At 65.5% G+C, this 22,964-nt stretch carries 23 protein-coding genes; 10 read left to right on the plus strand and 13 right to left on the minus strand.

Annotated elements, in window-relative coordinates; translation table 11 throughout:
* Positions 1-273: 273 nt before the first annotated feature.
* Positions 274-594: a hypothetical protein gene (locus LQG66_RS21870; RefSeq protein ID WP_425601350.1), complete on the minus strand. Its 321-nt coding sequence runs from the start codon at positions 592-594 to the stop codon at positions 274-276.
* Positions 595-729: 135 nt separating this feature from the next.
* On the opposite strand from LQG66_RS21870, the gene LQG66_RS21875 reads away from it, so the two are divergent.
* From LQG66_RS21875 to LQG66_RS21895, 5 genes are all read left to right on the plus strand, one after another.
* Complete coding sequence (locus tag LQG66_RS21875; RefSeq protein ID WP_231317752.1) at positions 730-1,128, plus strand: metallopeptidase family protein; 399 nt, start codon at positions 730-732, stop codon at positions 1,126-1,128.
* 106 nt (positions 1,129-1,234) lie between these two features.
* Positions 1,235-1,837 carry a 3-isopropylmalate dehydratase small subunit gene (gene leuD, locus LQG66_RS21880; protein WP_231317753.1) on the plus strand — a complete coding sequence of 201 codons (603 nt, stop codon included), beginning with the start codon at positions 1,235-1,237 and terminating at the stop codon, positions 1,835-1,837.
* A gap of 86 nt (positions 1,838-1,923) precedes the next feature.
* The gene (locus LQG66_RS21885) at positions 1,924-2,727 is read left to right on the plus strand and encodes a capsular polysaccharide synthesis protein (RefSeq protein WP_231317754.1); all 804 of its coding nucleotides are present in this window, start codon (positions 1,924-1,926) and stop codon (positions 2,725-2,727) included.
* 105 nt (positions 2,728-2,832) lie between these two features.
* Positions 2,833-3,249: a hypothetical protein gene (locus tag LQG66_RS21890; RefSeq protein ID WP_231317755.1), complete on the plus strand. Its 417-nt coding sequence runs from the start codon at positions 2,833-2,835 to the stop codon at positions 3,247-3,249.
* A 40-nt stretch (positions 3,250-3,289) separates the two neighbouring features.
* Positions 3,290-3,661 (plus strand): c-type cytochrome, encoded by a 372-nt coding sequence (locus LQG66_RS21895; protein WP_231317756.1) that lies wholly within the window; start codon positions 3,290-3,292, stop codon positions 3,659-3,661.
* 17 nt (positions 3,662-3,678) lie between these two features.
* Here LQG66_RS21895 and LQG66_RS21900 read toward each other — a convergent pair whose 3' ends face one another.
* Positions 3,679-4,557 (minus strand): HpcH/HpaI aldolase/citrate lyase family protein, encoded by an 879-nt coding sequence (locus tag LQG66_RS21900; protein ID WP_231317757.1) that lies wholly within the window; start codon positions 4,555-4,557, stop codon positions 3,679-3,681.
* 101 nt (positions 4,558-4,658) lie between these two features.
* Here LQG66_RS21900 and LQG66_RS21905 point away from each other — a divergent pair, with 101 nt between their 5' ends.
* Positions 4,659-5,303, plus strand: coding sequence for a carbonic anhydrase (locus LQG66_RS21905; protein ID WP_231317758.1), 645 nt, complete (start codon positions 4,659-4,661; stop codon positions 5,301-5,303).
* Positions 5,304-5,380: 77 nt separating this feature from the next.
* Here LQG66_RS21905 and LQG66_RS21910 read toward each other — a convergent pair whose 3' ends face one another.
* A complete protein-coding gene (locus LQG66_RS21910) occupies positions 5,381-6,415 on the minus strand; it encodes an aspartate-semialdehyde dehydrogenase (RefSeq protein ID WP_231327885.1) in 1,035 nt (344 codons plus the stop codon).
* 114 nt (positions 6,416-6,529) lie between these two features.
* Between LQG66_RS21910 and LQG66_RS21915 the strand changes: the two genes are divergently transcribed.
* Entirely contained in the window at positions 6,530-7,339 is an 810-nt protein-coding gene (locus LQG66_RS21915) for a hypothetical protein (protein ID WP_231317759.1), read from the plus strand.
* A gap of 240 nt (positions 7,340-7,579) precedes the next feature.
* Complete coding sequence (locus tag LQG66_RS21920) at positions 7,580-7,966, plus strand: hypothetical protein (protein WP_231327886.1); 387 nt, start codon at positions 7,580-7,582, stop codon at positions 7,964-7,966.
* Between the two features lie 401 nt (positions 7,967-8,367).
* Here the strand turns inward: LQG66_RS21920 and LQG66_RS21925 are convergent, their stop codons facing one another.
* From LQG66_RS21925 to leuB, 5 genes are all read right to left on the minus strand, one after another.
* Complete coding sequence (locus LQG66_RS21925) at positions 8,368-8,808, minus strand: hypothetical protein (protein WP_231317760.1); 441 nt, start codon at positions 8,806-8,808, stop codon at positions 8,368-8,370.
* Between the two features lie 153 nt (positions 8,809-8,961).
* Positions 8,962-9,918: an ABC transporter substrate-binding protein gene (locus LQG66_RS21930; protein WP_425601233.1), complete on the minus strand. Its 957-nt coding sequence runs from the start codon at positions 9,916-9,918 to the stop codon at positions 8,962-8,964.
* A 136-nt stretch (positions 9,919-10,054) separates the two neighbouring features.
* Complete coding sequence (locus tag LQG66_RS21935) at positions 10,055-11,098, minus strand: ABC transporter permease (protein ID WP_231317761.1); 1,044 nt, start codon at positions 11,096-11,098, stop codon at positions 10,055-10,057.
* Between the two features lie 4 nt (positions 11,099-11,102).
* A complete protein-coding gene (locus tag LQG66_RS21940; RefSeq protein WP_231317762.1) occupies positions 11,103-12,614 on the minus strand; it encodes a sugar ABC transporter ATP-binding protein in 1,512 nt (503 codons plus the stop codon).
* 848 nt (positions 12,615-13,462) lie between these two features.
* Positions 13,463-14,575, minus strand: a complete 1,113-nt coding sequence (gene leuB, locus LQG66_RS21945; RefSeq protein WP_231317763.1) for a 3-isopropylmalate dehydrogenase — start codon at positions 14,573-14,575, stop codon at positions 13,463-13,465.
* Between the two features lie 253 nt (positions 14,576-14,828).
* On the opposite strand from leuB, the gene LQG66_RS21950 reads away from it, so the two are divergent.
* On the plus strand, positions 14,829-16,019 hold the full coding sequence (locus LQG66_RS21950) for a YbfB/YjiJ family MFS transporter (protein WP_231317764.1): 1,191 nt from the start codon (positions 14,829-14,831) through the stop codon (positions 16,017-16,019).
* Between the two features lie 61 nt (positions 16,020-16,080).
* Here LQG66_RS21950 and LQG66_RS21955 read toward each other — a convergent pair whose 3' ends face one another.
* Both LQG66_RS21955 and LQG66_RS21960 read right to left on the minus strand, forming a co-directional pair.
* Complete coding sequence (locus tag LQG66_RS21955; RefSeq protein WP_231317765.1) at positions 16,081-16,596, minus strand: OmpA family protein; 516 nt, start codon at positions 16,594-16,596, stop codon at positions 16,081-16,083.
* Positions 16,597-16,690: 94 nt separating this feature from the next.
* Entirely contained in the window at positions 16,691-16,939 is a 249-nt protein-coding gene (locus LQG66_RS21960; RefSeq protein WP_231317766.1) for a hypothetical protein, read from the minus strand.
* Between the two features lie 25 nt (positions 16,940-16,964).
* Here LQG66_RS21960 and LQG66_RS21965 point away from each other — a divergent pair, with 25 nt between their 5' ends.
* The gene (locus LQG66_RS21965; RefSeq protein WP_231317767.1) at positions 16,965-20,735 is read left to right on the plus strand and encodes a CHAT domain-containing protein; all 3,771 of its coding nucleotides are present in this window, start codon (positions 16,965-16,967) and stop codon (positions 20,733-20,735) included.
* A gap of 15 nt (positions 20,736-20,750) precedes the next feature.
* Here the strand turns inward: LQG66_RS21965 and LQG66_RS21970 are convergent, their stop codons facing one another.
* The 3 genes from LQG66_RS21970 to LQG66_RS21980 all read right to left on the minus strand — a co-directional run bounded on the left by LQG66_RS21970 (position 20,751) and on the right by LQG66_RS21980 (position 22,950).
* The gene (locus LQG66_RS21970) at positions 20,751-21,533 is read right to left on the minus strand and encodes a molybdopterin-dependent oxidoreductase (RefSeq protein ID WP_231317768.1); all 783 of its coding nucleotides are present in this window, start codon (positions 21,531-21,533) and stop codon (positions 20,751-20,753) included.
* Positions 21,534-21,547: 14 nt separating this feature from the next.
* Positions 21,548-22,180, minus strand: a complete 633-nt coding sequence (locus LQG66_RS21975; RefSeq protein WP_231317769.1) for a cytochrome b/b6 domain-containing protein — start codon at positions 22,178-22,180, stop codon at positions 21,548-21,550.
* A gap of 215 nt (positions 22,181-22,395) precedes the next feature.
* A complete protein-coding gene (locus tag LQG66_RS21980; protein ID WP_231317770.1) occupies positions 22,396-22,950 on the minus strand; it encodes a fasciclin domain-containing protein in 555 nt (184 codons plus the stop codon).
* Positions 22,951-22,964 lie beyond the last annotated feature (14 nt).

Genomic DNA, 22,964 nt, shown 5'->3' on the forward strand with positions numbered 1-22,964 from the left:
TCGCCTGACATCACGTCGGGCACCGTGCGCCGCCTTGCCAGCTGGCTGATGGCGGCCGCCGCAGCGCGACGCAGATCAATCTCGAACGAGCGACGTGAATGGGACATGAAGACCTGCGCCACGAGCAGAATGCCGGTGACGCTCTGCGGTTCCGCGGCGTCACGCGACATATCGGCACTGTGTCACGATGGTCACGCTACCGCGCCTGCATACATCTGGTGACGCCGTTCCCCGCTGGCCGCGAGACGAAGCTCACGACGACCAGGCTGACGGTCAGCCGCGCCGCCAATAGCAGCTCATATGCGGCACGATCACGGTCCCGCTCGGCCGGTGCTCCTCGACATAGTTCGCATCGCACACGCGCACCGCATTCGGCCCCGGATTATAGCGTGGCGCCACATCCGGCTGCCAGTGCCCCTCCTCGCGGGGGTAGATGGGAATGCGCTTCAGGCGACGCTGCGCCGAGACATCCGTGCTCACATCGCTCTCGGTCATTCCGAGCTGCGCCACAGACCTCTGCTCGGCCTTTGCCCCGGCAGAGATCGAGATCACGACCGTCGCCGCCAGCGCCGTCCCGGCCAGCACCATCGACATCCGTCTCATGCGTCCCCCAAAACTCAAATCGCGCGGCGAGACGGTCGCCGTTTTCACTTCCCGCGTCAACGGCAACCGCGACAAATGTCATAGAACTAGGATGCAAGGCGATCAAAGCCGGGCTAGAAGGCGGCAATGTGGACAGATCTGAAAGCCCCCTCGCTCGCCGACATGGAAGCCATGGCGCATGAGATGTTCGAGCGTCTGCCGGACCATTTCCGCACCATGTGCGAGGGTGTCGTCATCCGGGTCGACGACTTCCCGACCGAGGAGGTGCTCGACGAGATGGAGGCCGAGAGCGAGTTCGACCTGCTCGGCCTGTTCCAGGGCACCGGACTGCCGTTTCGCAGCAATGACGACCTGCCGCGCCTGCCCAACATGATCTGGCTCTACCGTCGTCCGATCCTGGACTACTGGGCCGAGCACGACGAGAGCCTCGGCCACATCGTCCGCCACGTCCTGATCCACGAGATCGGCCATCATTTCGGAATGTCCGATGACGACATGACGGCGATCGAGGCCGCCGTCGATTGACCGGGGGCGGCTGAGACGCCTGGGATTTGACTCGGGGATTTGACTTTATCCGTCCCGCCAATCGGGCTAAACAGCAGGCCTGCCCGTATTCTCGAAGGTGCCCCCGATGGACAAGTTCACCACGCTGGAAGGCGTCGCCGCGCCGCTGAAGATCATCAATGTCGACACCGACATGATCATCCCCAAGCAGTACCTGAAGACCATCAAGCGCACCGGCCTTGGCAAGGGCCTGTTCTCGGAACAGCGCTACAAGGACGACGGCAGCGAGAACCCGGATTTCGTGCTCAACCAGCCGGCCTATCGCAACACCAAGATCCTGGTCGCCGGCGACAATTTCGGCTGCGGCTCGAGCCGCGAGCACGCGCCCTGGGCGCTGCTCGATTTCGGCATCCGCTGCGTGATCTCGACCTCGTTCGGCGACATCTTCTACAATAACTGCTTCAAGAACGGCATCCTGCCGATCCGCGTGTCGCAGGCCGATCTCGACAAGCTGTTCGACGACGCCGAGCGCGGCGCCAACGCGACCCTGACGATCGATCTCGCGAGCCAGGAGATCCGCGGCCCCGACGGCGGCACCGTGAAGTTCGAGATCGACCCGTTCCGCAAGCACTGCCTGCTCAACGGCCTCGACGATATCGGCCTGACGCTGGAGAAGAAGGCCTCGATCGACAGCTACGAGGCCAAGCTGGCCGAGCGTGCCTGGGCCTGAGCCGGCGCTGAACGGTAGAGTTCGCGGGCCCCGGACCTCGTCCGGGGCCTTGTTTCGAGAGTAGCCCGACGAGAACAGGTCAGCCGTTGACGCGCGTCTTGCCCGAGGTCGTGACGTTCTGGCGCGGGCCGCTCGATCGGCTGCGCCAGACCTGCCTGCGCTCGCAGCTTGCCGCCGGCCACAACGTCACCGTCTACAGCTTCGATCCGCTGCCGGGCCTGCCCGACGGGGTCGGGAACGCCGAGGCCGAGGCGGTCCTGCCCTATGCGTTCTCCGAACGGCTGCGCCCGCCGCAGCCGGACGGCAGCTGGCGCGACTGGACCACCTTGCAGTTCAGCGACTTCTTCCGGATGCGGCTGATGGCGCAGGGCGCCGGGATCTGGCTCGACGCCGACGTGCTGCTGCTGCGGCCGGTCGAGATCGACCCCGCGCTGCCCTTTTTCGCCTGGGAGCGGCCGCGCCAGCTCGGCAATTCCGTCCTCTATCTGCCGCCGAACGACCCGATCGTCGCTGAATTCGATGCGCTGATGGCACAGGAGGAACTGACACCGAACTGGCTGTCGCTGCGCCACCGGCTCACCTTCGCAGCTCGCCGCCTGCGCGGCGGCTCGAAGCGCCTGTCGGACATTCGCGTCGCGATCTTCGGCCCCGCGGCGCTGACGGCGCTGGCGCGCCGCCATGGCTCGCTGCGCCATGCGCTGCCGAAGCGCAGCTTCTATGCCGTCCACGCCGAGCCGAAGGCCTTCTTCGACCCTTCCGACTTCTCCGCCCTGATCAGCGATCCCGCCATCGTCGGCCTGCACGTCTCGCCGAAGGGCCGCGGCGGCGAGACGCCGGCGCCCGGCAGCCTCTATGCGTGGGCGGCCGGCCGCTTCGACGCGCGAAGCTGACGTCCCGGCCTTGCCGCCAGCGCGCGGCCGTACCGCTGCTTGATCTACCGCAACGTCCGGGCGGCAACCCGGTGATTGATTGCATGCAATCATCGGAGACGTGCCATGACTGCAGATGCCAAGCCCTATCCCAGGGTCCAGTTCCTGATCGATACGTTCGCGCAATGGCTCAGGCATCGGCGTGAGCTCAGCGAGCTCCGGCAGTTGGACCGCGACGATTTCGAGCGTATCGCGATGGACCTGCAGGTCACGCCGGCCGATCTCGACGAGTTGGTGCGTCACGGCGAGCACGCCGCGGACGAGCTGCCGCACATGCTGAAGGCGCTCGGCATCGACGAGGCTGCGTTGTCGCGCACCGAGCCGCTCGTGCTGCGCGACATGGAGCGCGTCTGTGCCATGTGCAAGGACAAGCCGCGCTGCCACCGCGATCTCGCGGCCGGCACGGCCGGCGAGCACTATGAGGCATACTGCCTGAACGCGCCGACGATCGACCACCTGGGCATCGCCGCCGTCAAGCACTGATCAGCAGCCTCACCCTGCGAACCCCGAGCGGAGCAACGCGATGAGCCTGCCGAATCTGCACCGCAACACCTGGATCCATGTCGGCGCCGCGATCCTGCTCGCGCTCGGCGCCATGCTGCTGATCCGGCTGCACAATGCCAGCGGCGTGACGCCCGCGGCCGAGAGCGTGCAGGCCGGCCGCAAGCTCGCCGAAGTCTGGTGCAGCAGCTGCCATGCCATCGACGCGAGCGGGGCGCGAGTCCAGACCACGACGGCGCCCGATTTCGTCGCGGTCGCCAACATGCCGTCGGCGACCGAGCTGTCGCTCAAGGTCTTCCTGCAGAGCAGCCATCCCACGATGCCCAACGTCATCCTGACGGCGGAGCAACGCGGCGACCTCGTCAACTACATCCTCAGCCTCAAGCGGACCTGACCACGCCCGCTACGCTCCTACTTTCCCATCCCCGCGATCGCATCCGCAATCGCGATCGTGCGCCGCGCCATCTCGGCATGCAACCGCTCCACCATGCGGCCGTCGATCTGGATCGCGCCGCGCGAGGCATTCTCCGGCAGATCGAACGCGGCGATGATCTTGCGGGCATCGGCGACTTCGGCGGCCGGCGGTGTGAAGATCGCGTTGCAGGCATCGATCTGGCCGGGATGAATCAGCGTCTTGCCGTCAAAGCCGAGATCGCGGGCCTGGACGCATTCCTGCGAGAAGCCGTCGGCATTGGCGAAATCACTATAGGGCCCGTCCAGGATCTCCAGCCCGTGCGCGCGCGTCGCCAGGATGCAGTAGCTGATCATCGGCAGCATCGTCGCGCGGCCCGGCAGCATACGGATGCGTGTCTCGCGAGAGATGTCGTTCGGTCCGAACACGAAGCCGGCCAGCCGTGATCCGGCTTCATGGGCCGTCGCCGCCAGCCGGTCGGCGTCGAGCACGGCGCGCGCGGTCTCGATCATCGCCCACACCCTCAGCGCCGGATCGGCGCCGACCTCGGCCAGGCGGTCGGTCACCGTCCGCAGGTCCTCGACGGTCGACACCTTTGGAACCAGGATGCCGTCGGTCGCCGCCTGCCCGGCCATGGCGACGTCGTCGCTCCACCATGGCGTGTCCAGGCTGTTGATGCGGATCAGGAGTTCCCGCTTGCCGTAGCCATCGGCGGCGACCGCCTTGGCGATCTGCTCGCGTGCGGCCGCCTTGGCATCCGGCGCCACCGAATCCTCGAGATCGAGGATCAGCCCGTCGGCCGGCAGGTTCCGCCCCTTCTCCAGCGCGCGCGCATTGGAGCCGGGCATGAACAGGAGGCTGCGGCGCGGGCGGATCATGTCGACGTTCCCCTTGGTTTATGGAGGCGGCCCGCGATACCATTTCGCAAGGCCGCCCGAAAGGCTTGTTCCCATCAGCCGCATGTGTTTAGGCAAGTCCCATGATCTCGTTTCCGCAACGTCTGCTCGAGGGCTATCGCGCCTTCAGCGCCAACCGTCTGCCGACCGAACAGAGCCGCTACCTCGAGCTCTCCGAGCGCGGCCAGTCGCCAGAAGTCATGGTGATCGGCTGCTGCGATTCCCGCGTCTCGCCCGAGGTGATCTTCGACGTCGGCCCGGGCGAACTGTTCGTGCTGCGCAACATCGCCAATCTGGTGCCGATCTATCAGCCCGACGCCAACGCCCACGGCGTCTCGGCGGCGCTGGAATACGCGGTCACGGTGCTGCGCGTGAAGCACATCGTCATCCTGGGTCACGCCCAGTGCGGCGGCATCCGCGCCTTCGTCGACAAGGCTGCGCCATTGTCGCCCGGCGACTTCATCGGCCGCTGGATGTCGATGTTCATCAAGCCCGGCGAGGTGGTCGAGCAGCGCGACCACGAAAGCATGCAGGACTTCGTCACCCGGATCGAGAAGGCCGCGGTGTTCCGCAGCCTCGAAAACCTCATGACCTTCCCGTTCGTGCGCAGCCGCGTCGAGGCCGGTGACCTGCAGCTCCACGGCGCCTATTTCGGCGTCTCCGAGGGCTCGCTGTTCGTGCTGGACAAAGCCGCCAAGGAATTCAAGAGCGCGCGGATCGGCGAGTAGCGAATGGGGAGTAGCGAGTAGTTCGTTTTCACTATTCGCCATTCGCTACTCACCACCATTCGATCCGGCGGCGTCGGTTACGCCGCCTTCTTCTTGGCCGTGATCAGCTTGCGATTGATCAGCACCTCGGCGATCTGGATCGCGTTGAGCGCCGCGCCCTTGCGCAGATTGTCCGACACGCACCAGAACGCCAGCCCGTTCTCGACCGTGCCATCCTCGCGGATGCGGCTGATATAGGTCGCGTCCTCGCCGGCCGCCTCGTAGGGCGTCGCATAGCCGCCGGGCTCATGCTTGTCGATCACGAGGCAGCCCGGCGCCCGGCGCAGGATCTCGCGCGCCTCATCCGCCGTGATCGGGTTCTCGAACTCGACGTTGACCGCTTCCGAATGGCCGACGAACACCGGCACGCGCACGCAGGTCGCGGTCAGCTTGATCTTCGGATCCAGGATCTTCTTGGTCTCCATCATCATCTTCCACTCTTCCTTGGTAAAGCCGTCTTCCATGAAGACGTCGATCTGCGGAATGACGTTGAAGGCGATGCGCTTGGGAAACTTCTTACTGACGAGCTCGTCGTTGGTGTAGACGGCCTTGGTCTGCGAGAACAGTTCGTCCATCGCATCCTTGCCGGCACCGGACACCGACTGATAGGTCGAGACCACGACGCGCTTGATGATGGCCTTGTCATGCAGCGGCTTTAGCGCCACCACGAGCTGCGCGGTCGAGCAGTTCGGGTTGGCGATGATGTTCTTCTTCTTGAAGCCCGCCGCGGCGTCCGCATTCACCTCCGGCACGATCAGCGGCACGTCGGGATCCATGCGCCAGGCCGAGGAGTTGTCGATCACGACGACGCCGGCGGCACCGATCTTCGGCGACCATTCCTTCGAGACCTCTCCGCCCGCGGACATCAGGCAGATGTCGACATCGGCAAAATCGTAGTGCTCCAGCGCTTTGCATTTCAGCGTGCGATCGCCATACGACACTTCGACGCCCATGCTGCGGCGTGACGCGAGCGCGACGACCTCGTCCGCGGGAAATTTGCGCTCATCCAGGATGTTGAGCATTTCCCGTCCGACATTGCCGGTCGCGCCGACCACTGCGACTTTGTAACCCATCATTCACTCTCCGAAGAAAAATGGCCGACCGCGCGGACAGGCGGAAACCGGGGCGGCAGCGCTTCTATGCGAGAAACGTCCCTGACACAACGTTACCACGATGTCTCGCCTTCGATGCATTCCGATTCGGCCAGAACAGCCGCCACGACCCGCACCGCCACCGTTCTGCAGGCCTTCCAGGCCATCACGGACGAGGTGTGCGGCACCTTCGCACGCCTGTTTGCCTATGTGGGCGCTCTGGCGCTGATCGCCATGGTCGGCATGGCCGGCTGGAACGCGCTCGATGGCGGCGACGATGCCGGCCCGCCGCTGCGGCCCGGCTGGACCACGGCCGAGGGCGCGGTACCGGCGTTCTCGCTGCGCCTCGCCGACCAGCCCGACAGAACCGCAACCTATACCGTGCTCACCCACCCGGCCGGCGGCCGCAAGGACGTACTGCGCTGGGGCGAGCGGTCTCGAGATCGGCCGGCCGCCGAGCTCGAGATCTACCGCATCGGGCCCGAACGCGATGCCGTCGGCAATCCGCGCGCCGATCTCGTCGTCCGGATGGGGCGGAGCGCCGGGGCCGATCTCGAGACCGCTGGCGTCATCGAGAGCCGGTTTGGGCCGGTCGGCCTGATGCGGCGGGCAGGAGTTCCGGAAGGTCCCGGTGCCTGCCTCGGCTTTATCAAGACCATTGCCGAGCCGGCGCTGCGGATCTCCGGCTGGTCCTGCCAGGGCGTCACGATGCCGGCCCGCCGCGCCATGGTCGGTTGCATGCTCAACCGGCTGACCGTGCTGTCCTCGCGGCATGACACCGCCCTGGCGGAGTTGTTCTCCCAGGCCGAGCCGCGCCGGGCCGATTGTGATGGCCCGGGCGAGGCCAGGACCCTGAGCGACTGGGTGACGGCGCTCGACAATCCCAAGCTGCGCGGCCGGCTCTGAAACAGTCGGCGAATGTGTCCGCGCGCGTCCGGACGTTTCGGCATTTGGCGCCCCCGCCGGTCGCCGCAACAATTCCGCCAAGTGACGGATTTTGATGCAACTTTCCCGCCACAGGCGGGATTTATCTTGAACCGGGCCGCGGGAATGACCTTGTGATGCCACAGGCGACGCAGATATTGTGCGCGCCAGATCATGCGCATGGCGAGCGCCCGCCCCTTTTGGCGCGAGGAAGAGGACGTGATGATTGAAATTTCTGCCGCAACCCGGGCCTTGACCCTGGCGGTGATCGCCGCGACCGGTCTTGCCGTCACGTCTTTTGCCGTTACGTCCGCCGATGCCGCCACCACCAAGCGCCGCGGGGCCGAAGTCAATGCCGGCAACAGCCCGAACTATTCCTATCAGTCCGGCCCGCGAACCCGCATCTACGTCAGCAAGCGGTCCTTTCTCGACGGTGGCACCGAGGTGCTGCCCGGTGACCGCAAATTCTCCGACTACGCCTTCCCTCCGACGGCTGGTTATCCGTCGTTCGCGCGCGAGAATCTGAACCGACCGATCGATCGCCAGCCGCTGATGGCGCCGACCGATCTCGGCGGGTACCCGACCCGGATTCCGATCCCCTACTACTGAGGGCGACGGTATCATCCGATCACCAAGGCCGGGCTCCGCCCGGCCTTTTTGTTTGAAGCCAGCTGCAGCACACACCACTCTCGGCGCGCGTCATGGCGAGGAGCGCAGCGACGAAGCAATCCAGACTGCCCCAGCGGGAGGACTCTGGATTGCTTCGCTGCGCTCGTAATGACGATGACATGACGCTCCGTTCTCGCGGCGCTGTCGCGTCCGAGTGATGCAATCAATTCCGCCCTCTTCGAAAAACGAGGGCGCAGGGAAGGCCGAGCCTCGGCTGAGGCCCGTGGCCCCCGTGCGAAAAAAATGCACGGGGCAGGAACCACAGGTACAGCCGGACCGACCCGGCCTTCCCCGCGCGATGGTCTTCACGCTTATGTGCGCTCTCCCCGGTGTCCGGCTTGTTAGCCACCGTCCTCCGCGCGATGCGCAAGCATCCCTCGCGAAGTTAGCGCCAGCATCGGGGCGCCAGGACCACGCAGCTTCACGTCCGCAAGAGCATCGTTCGTCCGCATGCCGTTGAAGGACATGCTGCGACACCTCGCGGCCACCGCATCCCCGCCTCGCGTCTCATGACGATCGCGAAACGCCCCTCGTGGCGAAGCGGGATGGCAGAAGAAGAGCACGAATTCTGGAAAAGCGAAAGGTATTTTTAGGCGCGGAAGATCCGGATTGGCGGATCTGACTGATGCCGCGGGTGAAATGAGTTTTTCGCCGCGACGGATTTCGCGGGAAAGGGACAGCAGGTCACCACGGTGATCATCAGCAATCGCGCAGACGCACCGATTTGATTTGCCCGACGACCAATCGCGGCGCGCAAAGCTCCTCCCCAGCGACTCCGTCATGGCCGGGCTTGTCCCGGCCATCCACATCGTTCGGCATCCTGGGAACGACATGGATGCCCGGGACAAGCCCGGGCATGACGATGGGGAGGCAGCCGAGAGAACAACTCAGATCGCCGATCGCGGCTCCCTGATTTTGACCTCGTCACTCGGATCTCAGTCGTACAGCACCGCTGCGATCTTCGGGTCGGTGATGTTGGACTTGTCGTACCAGTAGAAGCCGGTGTCGGTGACCTTCGGCAGTTTCTCACCCTTCAACGCCTTGACGGCGGCGTCCACGGTGCAGCTGCCGATGCCGATCGGGTTCTGCGTGATCGCGCCCGCCATCTCGCCCGAGGTGATCGCCGCCTTCTGCTGCTTGCCGGAATCGTAGCCGATCACGACGATCTTCTTCTTCATCTCCTTGACGCCGTTCAGCACGCCGATCGCAGAGCCCTCGTTGGCGCCGAAGATGCCCTTGATGTTCGGGTTGGCCTGCAGGATCGACTTGGTGATCTCGGTCGACTTCAGCTGATCGCCGCCGCCATACTGCACGCTGACGATCTTGATGTTCGGATGCTTGTCCTTGATCCGCTTCAGGAAGCCATCGCGGCGGTCGATGCCGGTGCGGCTGGTCTGGTCGTGCACGAGCACCGCGACGTCGCCGGCATCCCCGATCATGTCAGCCATCTTGTCCGCGGCGAGCCCCGCCGCGGCGAGGTTGTCGGTGGTGCAGGTCGTCAGGGGAATGTCGCTGTCGACGCCGGAGTCGAAGGCGATCACCGGGATCTTGGCCGCGTCGGCCTTCTTCAAGAGCGGAATGGCCGCCTTGGAGTCGAGCGCGGCGAAGCCGATCGCCTGTGGCTTCTTGGCGAGCGCGGCCGAGAGCATGTCGATCTGCTTGTCGACCATGGCCTCGGTCTCCGGCCCTTCGAAGGTGATCTTGACGTTGGCGGCTTTCGCGGCCTGTTCGGCGCCGACCTTCACGGCCTGCCAGAACTGGTGCTGGAAGCCTTTGGAGACGAGGGGGATATAGACATCCTCGGCGCGAGCGCCCGCGGACGATCCCGCGGCCATGAGGGCGCCGAGCGCGACGCCGAAGAGATGCTTCTTCAACAGATGCTTGTTCGACATTGGTGTTTCCTCGCTTCGTTTGGTGATTGTCTCGTTTGACGATTTTCTCGTTGTAGTGGCCGTCGCCGTCGGGGGGCGGGCGCGGGTCTTCAGCTCGACATCCGGACGATGATGGTCGGCTCGTTCTCCTTCAGCGTCAGGCGCGGTTTCGACGCAGCATGTCGGCGTAGACAGCGAGAATGATGATGATTCCGGTGACGACGAACTGCCACTCCTGCGCCACCGACAGGATCCGCAGACCGTTGGTCAGGACGCTCATGATGAATGCACCGATGATGGTGCCGAGGATGGTGCCGGTGCCGCCGCTCAGCGACGTCCCGCCGATCACGACGGCGGCGATCGCATCGAGCTCATAGCCCTGGCCGAGCGCGGGTTGCGCGGAATTGATGCGCGAGGCGAGCAGCAGGCCGGCCACGCCGCAGATGGCGCCGCCGAGGCCGTAGATGATGATCTTCCAGCGGTCGACATTCACGCCGGAGAGCCGCACCGCCTCCTCGTTGCTGCCGATGGCGAAGGTGTAGCGGCCGAGCGCGGTGCGGTTGAGAACGACGGCGGCCAGGACCGCCATGATGAACAGGATCAGGGCCGCGTTGGGAATCGGCAGGGCGGGCACGAGCACGCCGAGCAGCGAGTCCTGCGAGATCATCGAGAAATTCTCGGTGTTGCTGAAATAGATCGGCTTGCTGCCGGAGACGACCAGGGCCAGCCCCTTCAGCACCAGCATCATGCCGAGCGTCGCGATGAACGGTGGCACCTTCATCTTGGTGATGACCGTGCCCGACACGGCGCCGCTGAGCGCGCCGGTTAAGATGGCCGCGACGATGCCCGTCCACATCGGCAGCTCCCAATAGGTGAGGAACACGCCCGCCATCACCGCGCAGAAGGTCATCAGCGTGCCGACCGACAAGTCGATGCCGGCCGTGATGATCACGAAGGTCGAGGCGATCGCCAGCACGCCATTCACTGCGGTCGCCTGCAGGATGTTGATCATGTTGTCGGTCTGCATGAACGCCGGCGACGCGAAGCTGAAATAGATCAGCAGCAGCACCAGGCTCGCGAAGGCGAGCAGCTTCTGCAGCGCCGCAGGTCCGAGCAGCCGGCGTCGCAGCGCGGCGACAGCACCGGACCCGCTCGCCGCGATGCCGTCCTTGTGGTCCTTGACCAGTGCCGGGTCGCTCATGCCGTCAGCCTGCCTTCATGGTTTCGCGCTGGGTGGCCAGCTGCATGATCCGCTCTTGCGTGGCCTCGTCCGGCGACAATTCGCCGGTGATGCGGCCCTCGCACATCACGACGATACGGTCGCTCATCCTGATCACTTCCGGAAGCTCCGACGAGATCATGACGATCGCCTTGCCCTGGTCGGCCAGGGACCGCAGCAGCTTGTAGATCTCGCTCTTGGCGCCGATGTCGATGCCCCGGGTCGGCTCGTCGAAGAACAGGATATCGCAATCGCGATCGAGCCATTTGGCGACGACGATCTTCTGCTGGTTGCCGCCGGAGAGCAGGCGGACCTGCTGGGACGCCGACGGCGTGCGGATGTTCAACATCCTGATGAAGCGGCCTGCGGTGCCGCGGATCGCGCCCTTCCTGAGCAGGAAGCTCAATGACAGATAGTTCGCGAGGTTCGACATCACGATGTTGGACTCGACGTCCATGCCGGTGGCGAGCCCGAAACGCTTGCGATCCTCGGAGAGATAGCCGATGCCGTTGGCGACCGCATGCGCCGGGGTGCGGATCGTCACTTTCCGGTCGTTGACGCGAATCTCCCCGGACGGCGCGGCGTCGGCGCCGAAGATGGCGCGCGCGACCTCGGTGCGGCCGGCCCCCATCAGGCCGGCAAAGCCCAGGATCTCTCCCTTGCGCAAGGTGAAGCTGATATCGCGGACCAGCGGTCCACAGTTCAGCTTACGCACCTCGAGCGCGATCTCGCCGGCGGGGGCTGCGCCGACCACGCGCGCATCACTCAAGCTGCGCCCGACCATCATGCCGATGATGGTCTCGATCGTGGTATCAGCGGTCGGCACCGTCGCGACATATTCGCCGTCGCGCAGCACGGTGACGCGATCGGCGATCTGCTTCAGCTCGTCCATCTTGTGCGAGATGTAGACGATGCCCACCCCGCGCGCCTTGAGCGCACGGATCATCTTGAACAGCTCGGCGATCTCGCGGTTGTTCAACGCGGCGGTCGGCTCGTCCATGATCAGGACGCGCGAGTCGAAGGACAGCGCCTTGGCGATCTCCACCATCTGCTGCTTCGCGACCGTCAGCCCACCGACGATGGTGCGCGGATCGATCGTCAGGTTGAGATGGGCGAGCAGCTCGGCGGCCTGCCGGTTGAGCCTGTCCTCGTCGAGCAGCAGCCCGAACGCCTTGCGGGGCTCGCGTCCGATGAAGATGTTCTGCGCCACCGTGAGGTGATTCATCAGCTGCAGTTCCTGATGAATAATCCCGATGCCGGCGGCCTGCGCCTCGCGCGGGCTCGGAAAATCGACGCTCACGCCGTCATAGAGGATGTCGCCGCTGTCTTTCCGGTAGACGCCGGCAAGGATCTTCATCAGCGTCGATTTGCCGGCGCCGTTCTCGCCCATCACGGCGTGAACCTCGCCCGCGCGCAGCTCGAACCGCACATTGTGCAGCGCCCGGACGCCGGGAAAGCTCTTGCACAGCCCGTGAACGGAAATCAGCGCCGCACTCATGCGTCAGCGTGTGTCGCGAGGAGTTTGGCGGGAGACCCGTCGCGAGCCGCCGCCGCGGCGTCATGGCAACGACACGGCCGATGACAAGCTGCATCGCGAGCGGCATATCGCATCGCGGTCACGACCACGTTCATCCTCCCCGCCCCCCGCATTCGTCTTCTCCGACGCTTGCGAACCTGCGTCCATTCCCGAATGGCGCGGCTTTTGGGGCAGGCTATTCATCCGGGGATGAAAGTCTACAGGTAAAATCGACAGGTGCGGGTCCAGTCCGACGCGCGTGCGATGCGGAGTCGGGAAAGGATCGGCGATCGCAACCACGTGTCCCAATGAGCAAGATCGAACACGACATGCTCGTGAGTTGGATTCGAGCCATCTCGACGGCGAGGTGCGCTCCCCTCCCCCTTGCGGCAGGGCTATCGCATATGACGGTCCAACTTTGAGTTCGACTCCCTCCACACCGTCATGGCCGGGCTCCGTCCCGGCCATCCACGTCGTTCAGCATCCTGGGAAGGACGTGGATGCCCGGGACGGAGCCCGGGCATGACGACGCGGAGGCAGCGTAGCGAAACGACTCAGATCTTCATATGCGATAGCCCTGCCCTTGCGATCCCAGGCGATGCTCTCTGATGAGTTCGTTTTGAGAAGGCGATCGAGGTGCTTCGGATGAAGCGCCTCGAGATCGCTGATGAATCGTGACGGATTTGGAAAAGTGAGACGATGTACACGGCGGGGTCGCTGGGTGTGGACCCCCCCGACCCCTCCCCGCTGCTCGCCATCGCTGGCGCGATGACGGCGTGGGGGAGGGGAGCGCAGCGTCAGCGTGGCAATATCTCGGCCCCGACGAGTGACTACGCCGTGAGCTTCTCCAGCTCCTTGATGATCGCCTCGCCCATCTGCGTGGTCGACGCCGGCGTCGTGCCCTCGGCCTTGATGTCGGCGGTGCGAAGGCCAGAGGCCAGCACGGCGGCAATCGCGGCGTCGAGCTTGTCGGCGAGGGCGCCCAAGTCGAACGAATAGCGCAGCGCCATGCCGAACGAGGTCAGCATCGCGATCGGGTTGGCGAGGCCCTTGCCCGCAATGTCCGGCGCCGAGCCGTGCACCGGCTCGTACAGCGCGCGACGCTTGTGGGTCTTGGCGTCGACCTCGCCGAGCGAGGCCGAGGGCAGCATGCCGAGCGACCCGGTCAGCATCGCCGCGATGTCCGACAGCATATCGCCGAACAGGTTGTCGGTGACGATGACGTCGAACATCTTCGGATATTTGACCAGGTTCATGCCGCCGGAATCGGCGAGCTGGTGCTCGAGCGTGACGTCCTTGTACTCGCGATTGTGGACCGCCGTGACGACCTCGTTCCAGAGCACGCCAGACTTCATGACGTTGCGCTTCTCCATCGACGTCACCTTGTTGCGGCGCTTGCGCGCGAGGTCGAAGGCGACGCGGGCAATGCGCTCGATCTCGTAGGTGTCGTAGACCTGGGTGTCGACGGCGCGCTTCTGGCCGTTGCCGAGATCGGTGATGGTCTTGGGCTCGCCGAAATACACGCCGCCGGTGAGCTCGCGCACGATCATGATGTCGAGCCCCTCGACGATCTCGCGCTTCAGGCTCGAGGCATCGGCCAGCGCCGGGTAGCACACCGCGGGCCGCAGATTGGCGAACAGGCCGAGATCCTTGCGCAGGCGCAGCAGGCCGGCCTCGGGGCGGACCTCGTAGGGAACGCCATCCCATTTCGGGCCGCCGACGGCGCCGAAGATGATGGCGTCGGCGGCCTTGGCCTTGGCCATGTCGGCCTCGGAGATCGACGCACCATGGGCGTCATAGGCGGAACCGCCGACCAGGCCCTCTTCGGTCTCGAACGACGCGAGACCCTTGGCGTTCAGCCAGCCGATCAGCCGCTTCACCTCCGCCATCACCTCGGGGCCGATGCCGTCGCCGGGCAGCAGAAGGAGCTTGTGGGTCGCCATGATCGTCATCCTTACCGGGCTTGTCATGCCCGGGCCTGACCCGGGCATCCATCATTTGAAGGCTGGATTACCGGCCGAGCCGGCAATGACGGGAACGGAAAAATCCGCGCGGAGTGCTAAAGCCCTCCTGCGCCCTTGGCAAGCCACCATTGCCGGCACGGGACTACAGCCGCGCCGCCGATGCGTATAAGTTTCTTCAAAATGATGATCTGAGAAAACGTATTGGCCCCGCTGGCGCGGGCGGGAGCATGTTTTGCCTCAAATTGCCGAACCGGCACCGCTGCATCCGGCGCGGCTCAATCTCACGCTGTCGCTCGGCCCCATCGTCGGTCTCGGCATCGGCCGCTTCGCCTACGCGCTGGTGCTGCCGGACATGCGCGAGTCGCTGCACTGGTCGTATTCGGCCGCCGGCTTCATGAACACGGTCAATGCCGCCGGCTATCTGCTCGGCGCCCTCCTGGCGTCGCACCTGATCCGGCGCATCGGCGGGCCGGCCACGGTGCGCGGCGGAACGCTCGCTGCCCTCGCCTCGCTGGCCGTGTGCGCGACGACGGACGCCTTCGTCGGTCTCAGCCTGGCGCGGCTCGTCGCCGGCATTGGCGCCGGCGTCGCCTTCGTGGCCGGCGGCGCGCTGGCAGCGCGCGTCGCGCAGTCGCGACCGGCGCAGGCGAGCTTCATCCTGAGCCTGTTCTATGCCGGGCCGCCGCTCGGCATCGTCGCCTCCGGGCTGGTGGCGCCGTTCGTGCTGCAGGCATTCGGTCCCGGCTCGTGGTGGATCGTGTGGCTGGCGCTGACGGCGCTCGGCGCGGTGCTGATCATTCCGCTGCTGCTGACGCCAATCCCGGCGATGGCGGCGCCGACCTCGGGCCGAGCCGACCACGTCTCGCTACGGCCGATGACGATCTTTCTGTTCGGATACTTCCTCTATGGCGCGGGCTACATCGCCTATCTCACCTTCATGATCGCCTATGTCCGCGATCTCGGCGGCGGCGCAGCAGCGCAATCCGCGTTCTGGTGCCTGATCGGGCTCGCCGGCTTCACCACGCCCTGGGTATGGCGCCGCGTGCTCGCGCTGGATCGAGGCGGGGTGCCTGCCGCGATCATTCTGACGGTCAACGCCGTCGGCGCCACGCTTCCGGTGCTCAGTCATACCCCGGTCATGCTTGCCATATCGGCGGCCGTGTTCGGCATTGCTTTCTCCACCGTCACCACGGCGACCACGGCCTTCGTGCGCTTCAATCTGCCGCAAAGTGCGTGGCCGCGCGCGATCGCGGCGCTGACCATCGTGTTCGGCATCGGCCAGACGCTTGGGCCGTTCGTGGTCGGCGCCATCACCGACGCGTTCGGCAGCCTCGGCTACGCACTGAACGTCTCGGCGGCGCTGCTGCTGCTGGCAGCGGTGATGGCCGCGATGCAGGGCAAGCTGGCCAAGCCGGCGAGCTGACCCGCATCAGGCTCAGTTCGCCGGCCGAATGCCGGCCGGACGGCGGTCACGTCCAGACCGACTATCCATTCGTGAAGGTAACGACGACGACGCGATCGTCCTCGGAGCTGATCTCCGGCTTCGCGAAGCGGCGGCCGAAGGCCTCGATATGCATCGCGCGATCGGACATGCCGTGGACGCGCGTCAGCACCTCGGCAACGGCCTCGGCACGCCGCCGCGAAAGCCGGTCATTGTGGGCGGCGCTGCCGATACCGTCGGCATAGCCGTACAGACCGATCGCGACCGGCTGGCCCGCCGCAGCAAGATGGGGCGCCAGCGCCTCCGCAAGGACGGCGCGTGCGCGTGCATCGAGCCGGGACGACCCGGAGCCGAAATGAATCCGAAGCGGCGTCGCGGAGAGCCGGGATGTCGAGCAGCGCGGGCCCTGCTCGATCGGGCAGCGCGCAAGACGGTGACGCATCAGCGAGCGCATTACGTCGTTCTCCGAGCTCGTTTGCTCCGAGCTCGTTTGCGCCGTGACGTCCTTCGACAGTACCGAGAAGGCAGCGATCAAGGCTATGATCAATCCCAGCCGCATTCCTTGGCTCCGATCCAACCAGCTTGAACCATTGTCCTCGAACATAGCCGGCCTGTGTGTGATCTAGATCACTGAACTATTCGCCACTCCGCGCCTACCGTTTATTTCGCACATATCCTTCGTACACGCCGCGCCGCAGCAGCCCGATACGAGCCGTTACGAGAATGAATTCTAAACGCCAACGGTGCATGCAGGCGGCTGCCATCCGAATTTCAGGATCATCGGCCTTGTCCCAGTCACGGCGAAAACGGATCGTCCTCCTTGCTGTCTCGAGCGCGCTGATCGCGATCTGCGGAGCGCGGGCAGCCGAGGCCGCATCGGCGATCTGGACGCGGGCCTGCACGGCGGCGGCCGGGACGGATGGTTGCGTGACCTTCGCGGCGGCCCAGGCCGTCGAGCACAACGATCTGACCGCCGTGCTGGCGGTGCGGGAGCTGCCTCAGAACGGCGGCCGCGTCGTCAGGCTGCTGCTGCCGCTCAAAATGCAGACGAAGTTCGGCACCCGGCTGCTCTTCGATGGCAACAAACCCGTCGAAGGTCCGTTTGTGCGCTGCCGCACGACAGGGTGCGTTGCCGACTACTCCGCATCTCCCGATGTTGCAGCCCGGCTCGTCGCCGGAGGCGTCCTGACCGCACAGGCCATCAACGTCGACGGCAAGCCGCTCAATTTCAAGTTCGCACTGACGGACTACGGCGAGACGCAACGCGGCAAGCCGTCGAGCTGGGCGGCGATACCCAAGCAGAGGCAACAGCAGCTCCAGGACCTCGTCGTTTCCTCCGGCCCGGAGCAAGCGATACGACCGGCCAAGACCGCGGTGGCCTACATTCCCTGGATCAAGAGCTGCCGGCAGGATGCCGATCCGTCTCCGCACCGCACCTGCTTCACCGGAATGGACGTGCGGGACCGGGCGGGCGAACCACTCGCCGCGGCTGTCCTCATCGAGCCGAGCATAAATGGCGAGCCAGCTCTCCGGATCACCCTGCCACTCAACGTCGGCCTCAGATCGGGTGTGAAGCTCGCCTTCGATGGCGTGGCCTACGGCAATGCGCCGTTCGTCATCTGCCTGCCGAACGGCTGCATGGCGGACTTCGGCGCGACCGCAGCCTTGCTCGGCAAGCTGACGACGAGCCGTTCCATGGAGCTTCAGGCGTCACCGTCCGATGGCTTCACGTCCTCCGTGCAGTTGCCTCTCGACACGTTCGCCGGCGTTCATGATCGCCCAGCGCTGGAGCCGCCGGCCGCTCAGCGGCTTCAACAAAAGTTGCGCGCCGAGGCGATCGCGACGCTCGCCAATGCGCAGGCGAAAGGCGCCAGGGGCGAGCTGATCGTCGCAGCAGTGCCCTTCGCTCCGCCGGCGCCCGGCCCCGCCGTCGCATCGGCGCCGACGCCCGCCAGCCCACCGGCCCCGTCACGCGACGAAGCCCTGGTCCGTGCCGCCCATCAGAGGGGGGAAGCGCTGCAGCAACAAGCCAAGCTGGGCGAAGCCGGGCAGCAGTTTCGCATCGCGATCGAGGCCGCGGAAAGAGCTTGGGGCAGCAATTCGCCAAAACTCGCGCCCGAGCTGTCCGGTCTGGCCACCGTGCTGCGCCGCGCCGGCCAGCATGCCGAAGCCGAGACATTGTTGTTGCGTGCTCTGGCGCTTCCCGGGCTTGGCGACGCCGACCTCGGCGGCGTGCACAGTGACCTTGTCGCCGTCTACTACCGACAGGAGCGCAAGGTGGAGGCCATGGACCACGCGCTCAAGGCGCTGGCCCTGCTCGAACGCACGCTCGATCCAAACAGCAAGCAGCTGGCCTCGGCGATCGCAGATGTCGGAACGCTGCTGTCGCGCAATTCGCGCATCGCGGAGGCCGTCACGATGCTCGAACGGGCGCTCGCGATCTACGAGAAGAATCCCGAGAACAGCACGCGCTTCGCCCAGGTCCTCGTCAACCTCGCCAACAATTACGAATATTCCGGTCGACGCGATGATGCGCGAAAACTGCTCGAGCGCACCGTTGCCATGCTGGAAAAAAATCCGTCGCTGCAGGCACGCGATCAACTTTCGTCCTCCATCGGGACACTCGGCGACATGTCCGAGCGCGACAAGCGCTATGACGACGCGGCCGACCAGTACAAGAAGGTGCTGGCGATTCGCGAGGAGACCTTCGGCGCCACCCATCCGCAGCTCGTGCTGCCGCTGCGCACCCTCGGCAGGGTCGAAGGCATCCAGAACAGATACGAGCCGGCGAAGGCCTACTACGATCGCGCCCTGGCGATCGAGCTTGCCACCTTCGGCGAGGGCCATCCCGACGTTGCTCTCATTCTGAATGCGCTGGCGCAACTGGAAAACAAGCGCGGCGATGCACGTGCATCGCTGGACTATTATCGCCGGGCGACAAGCGCCGTTCTGGCCCGGTCGAAGACCGCCGTTCCAGGCGCACTGACGGCTACCGGCCAGGCGAACGATCTCGGGACCTATTACTTCAGGCGGCACGTGGCGGCGCTGTCCCAGAGCGGGGATGACGGCGGTGACGCGGCGGCGCGGCAGGCCGAGGCCTTCGAGATTGCGCAGCGCGCCAACGAATCCTCCGCCGGCGCGGCCGTGCAGTTGATGGGCGCACGCGCGCGGGTCGGCGACCCGGCGCTGGCGGCATTGATCCGCCGGCGCCAGGACCTTGCCGCCGCCCGCGAACAAAAGGCGTCGAAGCTGATCTCGCTTGCAACGACGGCACAAACGGCGGACGAAAAGGCGGCTCTCGAGGTCCTGCGGCAGGAAAAGGATGCAACGGAGCGAGAACTGGCGGGAATTGCCGACAAGATCAACCGCGGTTTCCCCGCCTATGCCCAATTGGCCAACCCGGAGCCGCTCAACTATCGCGATGTGCAGCAGCTGCTCGGCGCCGACGAGGCGTTCGTGTTCTGGCTGGTCGGAGCGGACCGTGTCGACATCTTCGCGCTCACGCGCGATCAGTTCGTCTGGAAGACGACCGAGATCACCTCCAAGCAGCTCGAGGACAAGATCACCACGTTTCGGACCGGGCTCGATATCGCGGCGGTGCGGGACTCGGTGCTCGACGGGCATGCCAGACTCTTCGACCTCGCCGTCGCCCACGACCTTTACCGGCTGCTTCTCGATCCGGTGGCCCCGCTGCTGCAGGGAAAGCGGCAGCTGCTGGCGGTTCCGGATCGAGCTCTTACGGCATTGCCACTGCATCTGCTTGTCTCAGCGCCGCCGCCGATCGCCACGCCGGAGCTGAAGGACGTCACCACCTATCGGGACGCGCACTGGCTGGTGAAGGACTATGCGGTGACCGTGCTTCCGTCGGTTCGCAGCCTCGAAATCCTGGGTGGCGCGCCGCCGAGCAGCGCGCAACGCAAGCCGCTGATCGGCTTCGCCGATCCGGTGTTCGACCCGGCCGAGCGGGCGAGGGCGATCGCCGATCAGCAGGCTGCAGCGAAGCTCGCAAAGGTCAGCCGCGCCTATAGTGAGTTCTGGCAGGGGGCGGGAATTGATCGCGACCGGCTTGCCCAATCGTTGCCGACGCTGCTCGACACCGCTGCGGAGGTGCGGGCTGTCGCGCGCAGTGTCGGCGCACGCGACAGCGACATCATGACCGGCGCCGAGGCGACGGAAACGAACGTCAAGCAGAAGCCCCTGGCGGACTACCGGATCATCTATTTCGCCACCCACGGCCTGGTCGCCGGCGACATCAAGGGCATCGGCGAGCCGGCGCTGGCGCTCTCGCTGCCGGCGAAGCCGAGCGAGACCGACGACGGACTGCTGACCGCGAGCGAAGTGGCCCAGCTCAAGCTCGACGCCGATTGGGTCGTGCTCTCGGCATGCAACACGGTCGCCGGAGGCAAGCCCGGCGCCGAGGCCCTGTCGGGCCTTGCCCGCGCCTTCTTCTATGCCGGAGCCCGGGCGCTGCTGGTCTCGCATTGGAGCGTCGAGTCGGCCGCGGCCACCCGGCTCAGCACATCCACCTTCAAGACGCTGCAGGCCGACGGGCGGATCGGACGATCGGAGGCGCTGCGGCGGGCAATGCTCGACTACATGGCCGACACCAGCGATCCGCTCAACGCCTATCCCGGGATGTGGGGCCCGTTCGCCATCATCGGCGACGGCCGCGCGCTGCAGCCGGCCGCCCGCAGGTGAGCGCCACCGGCGTCATCAGCTCCCGCTGAACGAATTGTAGCCCTGGTCCTCCCAGTAGCCGCCCTTGTAGTCGTTGGTGACCTCCATCGCGACCACGTATTTCGGGTTCTTGAAGCCGAGCTTGGTGGGCACGCGGATCTTCATCGGGTAGCCATAGGCGCGCGGCAGGATCTGGTCGGCGAACTTGAACGTCATCTGGGTCTGCGGATGCAGCGCGGTGCGCATGTCCAGGGGCGAATTGTAGCCGTCCTTGTCGGCGCAGTTGAACCAGACATATTTGGCACGGGTGTCAGCGCCGATCAGCTTCAGGAAGTCGCGCAGCGGCGTGCCGGTCCAGGAGCCGATCGCGCTCCAGCCCTCGACGCAGATGTGGCGCGTCACCTGCGTGACCTGCGGCAGCGCATGCAGCTCGTCGAGGGTCCACGACTTCTTGTTGTCGACGAGGCCGCGCACCTCGAGCTTCCAGTCGGCGGCATCGATCTCCGGCGCCTCGTCGAGCGTGTAGTAGGCGTTGAACGGGAACGGCTTGGTGATCGCGCTGTCGGGGAAGGTCGGCGCCAGCGCGTCCGGATTGAACATCCAGGACTGCACGGCGTCGTTGAACTTGGAGACTTTCTTGAGCAGTCCCTCGGCCGAATCACTGTCGATCACGTCACAGCCGGCAAGCAGGGTCAGCGCGCCAAGGCTGGCGCCGCCGCTGATGAAGCGGCGCCGGGTCAGATCCGGCATCGCCTTGATGGAATCCTTGATCAGCAGCCGTTTGTCGACGCCGGGAATGAGAAACGAACGTTTGGCCATGATTCTATCTCCTCTCAGCGTCCGATGACCATCGCGCGAAGGCTCTTCGGCACCAGCAGGGCGAGCGCGACGTGGATGACCAGGAAGGCGCAGATCAGCGCCATGCAGACGAAATGGACGTAGCGCGCAGCCGGATAGTCGCCGAACAGGCTCACCAGCCAATGCAGCTGGACGGGTTTCCACATCGAAAGGCCCGTGAGCACGATGACGATGCCGACCGCGATGATGCCGAGATAGAGCAGCTTCTGCACCGCATTGTAGACGGTGAGATCGCCATGCGAGAGCTTGAACGTCAGCGCGGCCCTGATATCGGCCACGACGGACGCCGGCGAGATCGGCAGCAGCTTGCGCCGGAAGCGGCCGGTGACGAGGCCGGTGACCAGATAGGCCAGGCCGTTCAGCATCAGCAGCCACATCGCGGCGAAGTGCCACAGCAGCGCGCCACCGAGCCAGCCGCCGAGCGTGATGCTGTGGTCGAAGCGGAAGTCGAACAGCGGCGAGGCGTTGTAGATCTGCCAGCCCGACATGATCATCAGGATCATCGCGGCCGCGTTGATCCAATGCATGACGCGCACCCAGGCCGGCTGGATCACCGTGGCACGGGTGGGGACGCTGATCTGGCTCTCGGTGGCTGCGAGGCTGGACATGGCGGTTTCGCTCCGTCGCGGGCGTTGTTGGCTCTGCCGGAATATACGCCAAGACCAGCCGATCGTTACAGGCACGCGCCGGCAAAACCGTACCCGGCCGGTCAGCGACGGTCACAAAAAAGCGAGCCGGGGACGGTCCCCGGCTCGCCCGTGGTCACATCCGGATCTCCGAGGAGGAGGCGGAAAAGGCGGATGTGTCCGGTGTTGCGTCCGACTTACGACGCGGGCATCAGCACGCTGTCGATCACGTGGATGACGCCGTTCGACTGGTTGACGTTGGAGATCGTGACCATCGACGTGCCGCCCTTGGCATCGAGGATCATCACGTGCTTGCCGTCGCGCCGGACCGTGAGCTGGTCGCCCTCGACCGTCTTCAGGACCTGACCATCCTTCAGATCGGATGCCTCAATCCTGCCGGGCACCACGTGATAGGTGAGGATCTTGGTCAGGACAGCCTTGTTCTCCGGCTTGACGAGACCCTCGACGGTGCCGGCCGGCAGCTTGCCGAACGCCATGTTGGTCGGCGCGAACACCGTGAACGGGCCCTTGCCTTCCAGCGTCTGCACCAGGCCGGCGGCCTTCACCGCGGCGACCAGCGTGGTGTGATCCTTGGAATTGACGGCGTTCTGGATGATGTTCTTCGACGGATACATCGCCGCGCCTCCGACCATCACGGTCTTCTCCTCGGCGCGCGCCGGCGCAACGATGGTCGAGGACAGCGCGAGCGCGCCGAAAGCGGCGGCAGCGAGATAGGCAATGCGCTTGGACATGGATAGCTCCCTAA

It is taken from the genome of Bradyrhizobium ontarionense, assembly GCF_021088345.1.
Classification (GTDB): Bacteria; Pseudomonadota; Alphaproteobacteria; order Rhizobiales; family Xanthobacteraceae; genus Bradyrhizobium; species Bradyrhizobium ontarionense.

Coding starts and splice junctions, on each gene's coding strand:
- LQG66_RS21870 (WP_425601350.1), bottom strand. CDS start 594: ATGTCGATGGTGCTGGCCGGGACGGCGCTGGCGGCGACGGTCGTGATC.
- LQG66_RS21875 (WP_231317752.1), top strand. CDS start 730: ATGTGGACAGATCTGAAAGCCCCCTCGCTCGCCGACATGGAAGCCATG.
- leuD (WP_231317753.1), top strand. CDS start 1,235: ATGGACAAGTTCACCACGCTGGAAGGCGTCGCCGCGCCGCTGAAGATC.
- LQG66_RS21890 (WP_231317755.1), top strand. CDS start 2,833: ATGACTGCAGATGCCAAGCCCTATCCCAGGGTCCAGTTCCTGATCGAT.
- LQG66_RS21895 (WP_231317756.1), top strand. CDS start 3,290: ATGAGCCTGCCGAATCTGCACCGCAACACCTGGATCCATGTCGGCGCC.
- LQG66_RS21900 (WP_231317757.1), bottom strand. CDS start 4,557: ATGATCCGCCCGCGCCGCAGCCTCCTGTTCATGCCCGGCTCCAATGCG.
- LQG66_RS21905 (WP_231317758.1), top strand. CDS start 4,659: ATGATCTCGTTTCCGCAACGTCTGCTCGAGGGCTATCGCGCCTTCAGC.
- LQG66_RS21910 (WP_231327885.1), bottom strand. CDS start 6,415: ATGGGTTACAAAGTCGCAGTGGTCGGCGCGACCGGCAATGTCGGACGG.
- LQG66_RS21915 (WP_231317759.1), top strand. CDS start 6,530: ATGCATTCCGATTCGGCCAGAACAGCCGCCACGACCCGCACCGCCACC.
- LQG66_RS21920 (WP_231327886.1), top strand. CDS start 7,580: ATGATTGAAATTTCTGCCGCAACCCGGGCCTTGACCCTGGCGGTGATC.
- LQG66_RS21925 (WP_231317760.1), bottom strand. CDS start 8,808: ATGACGGAGTCGCTGGGGAGGAGCTTTGCGCGCCGCGATTGGTCGTCG.
- LQG66_RS21930 (WP_425601233.1), bottom strand. CDS start 9,918: ATGTCGAACAAGCATCTGTTGAAGAAGCATCTCTTCGGCGTCGCGCTC.
- LQG66_RS21935 (WP_231317761.1), bottom strand. CDS start 11,098: ATGAGCGACCCGGCACTGGTCAAGGACCACAAGGACGGCATCGCGGCG.
- LQG66_RS21940 (WP_231317762.1), bottom strand. CDS start 12,614: ATGAGTGCGGCGCTGATTTCCGTTCACGGGCTGTGCAAGAGCTTTCCC.
- leuB (WP_231317763.1), bottom strand. CDS start 14,575: ATGGCGACCCACAAGCTCCTTCTGCTGCCCGGCGACGGCATCGGCCCC.
- LQG66_RS21955 (WP_231317765.1), bottom strand. CDS start 16,596: ATGCGGCTGGGATTGATCATAGCCTTGATCGCTGCCTTCTCGGTACTG.
- LQG66_RS21970 (WP_231317768.1), bottom strand. CDS start 21,533: ATGGCCAAACGTTCGTTTCTCATTCCCGGCGTCGACAAACGGCTGCTG.
- LQG66_RS21975 (WP_231317769.1), bottom strand. CDS start 22,180: ATGTCCAGCCTCGCAGCCACCGAGAGCCAGATCAGCGTCCCCACCCGT.
- LQG66_RS21980 (WP_231317770.1), bottom strand. CDS start 22,950: ATGTCCAAGCGCATTGCCTATCTCGCTGCCGCCGCTTTCGGCGCGCTC.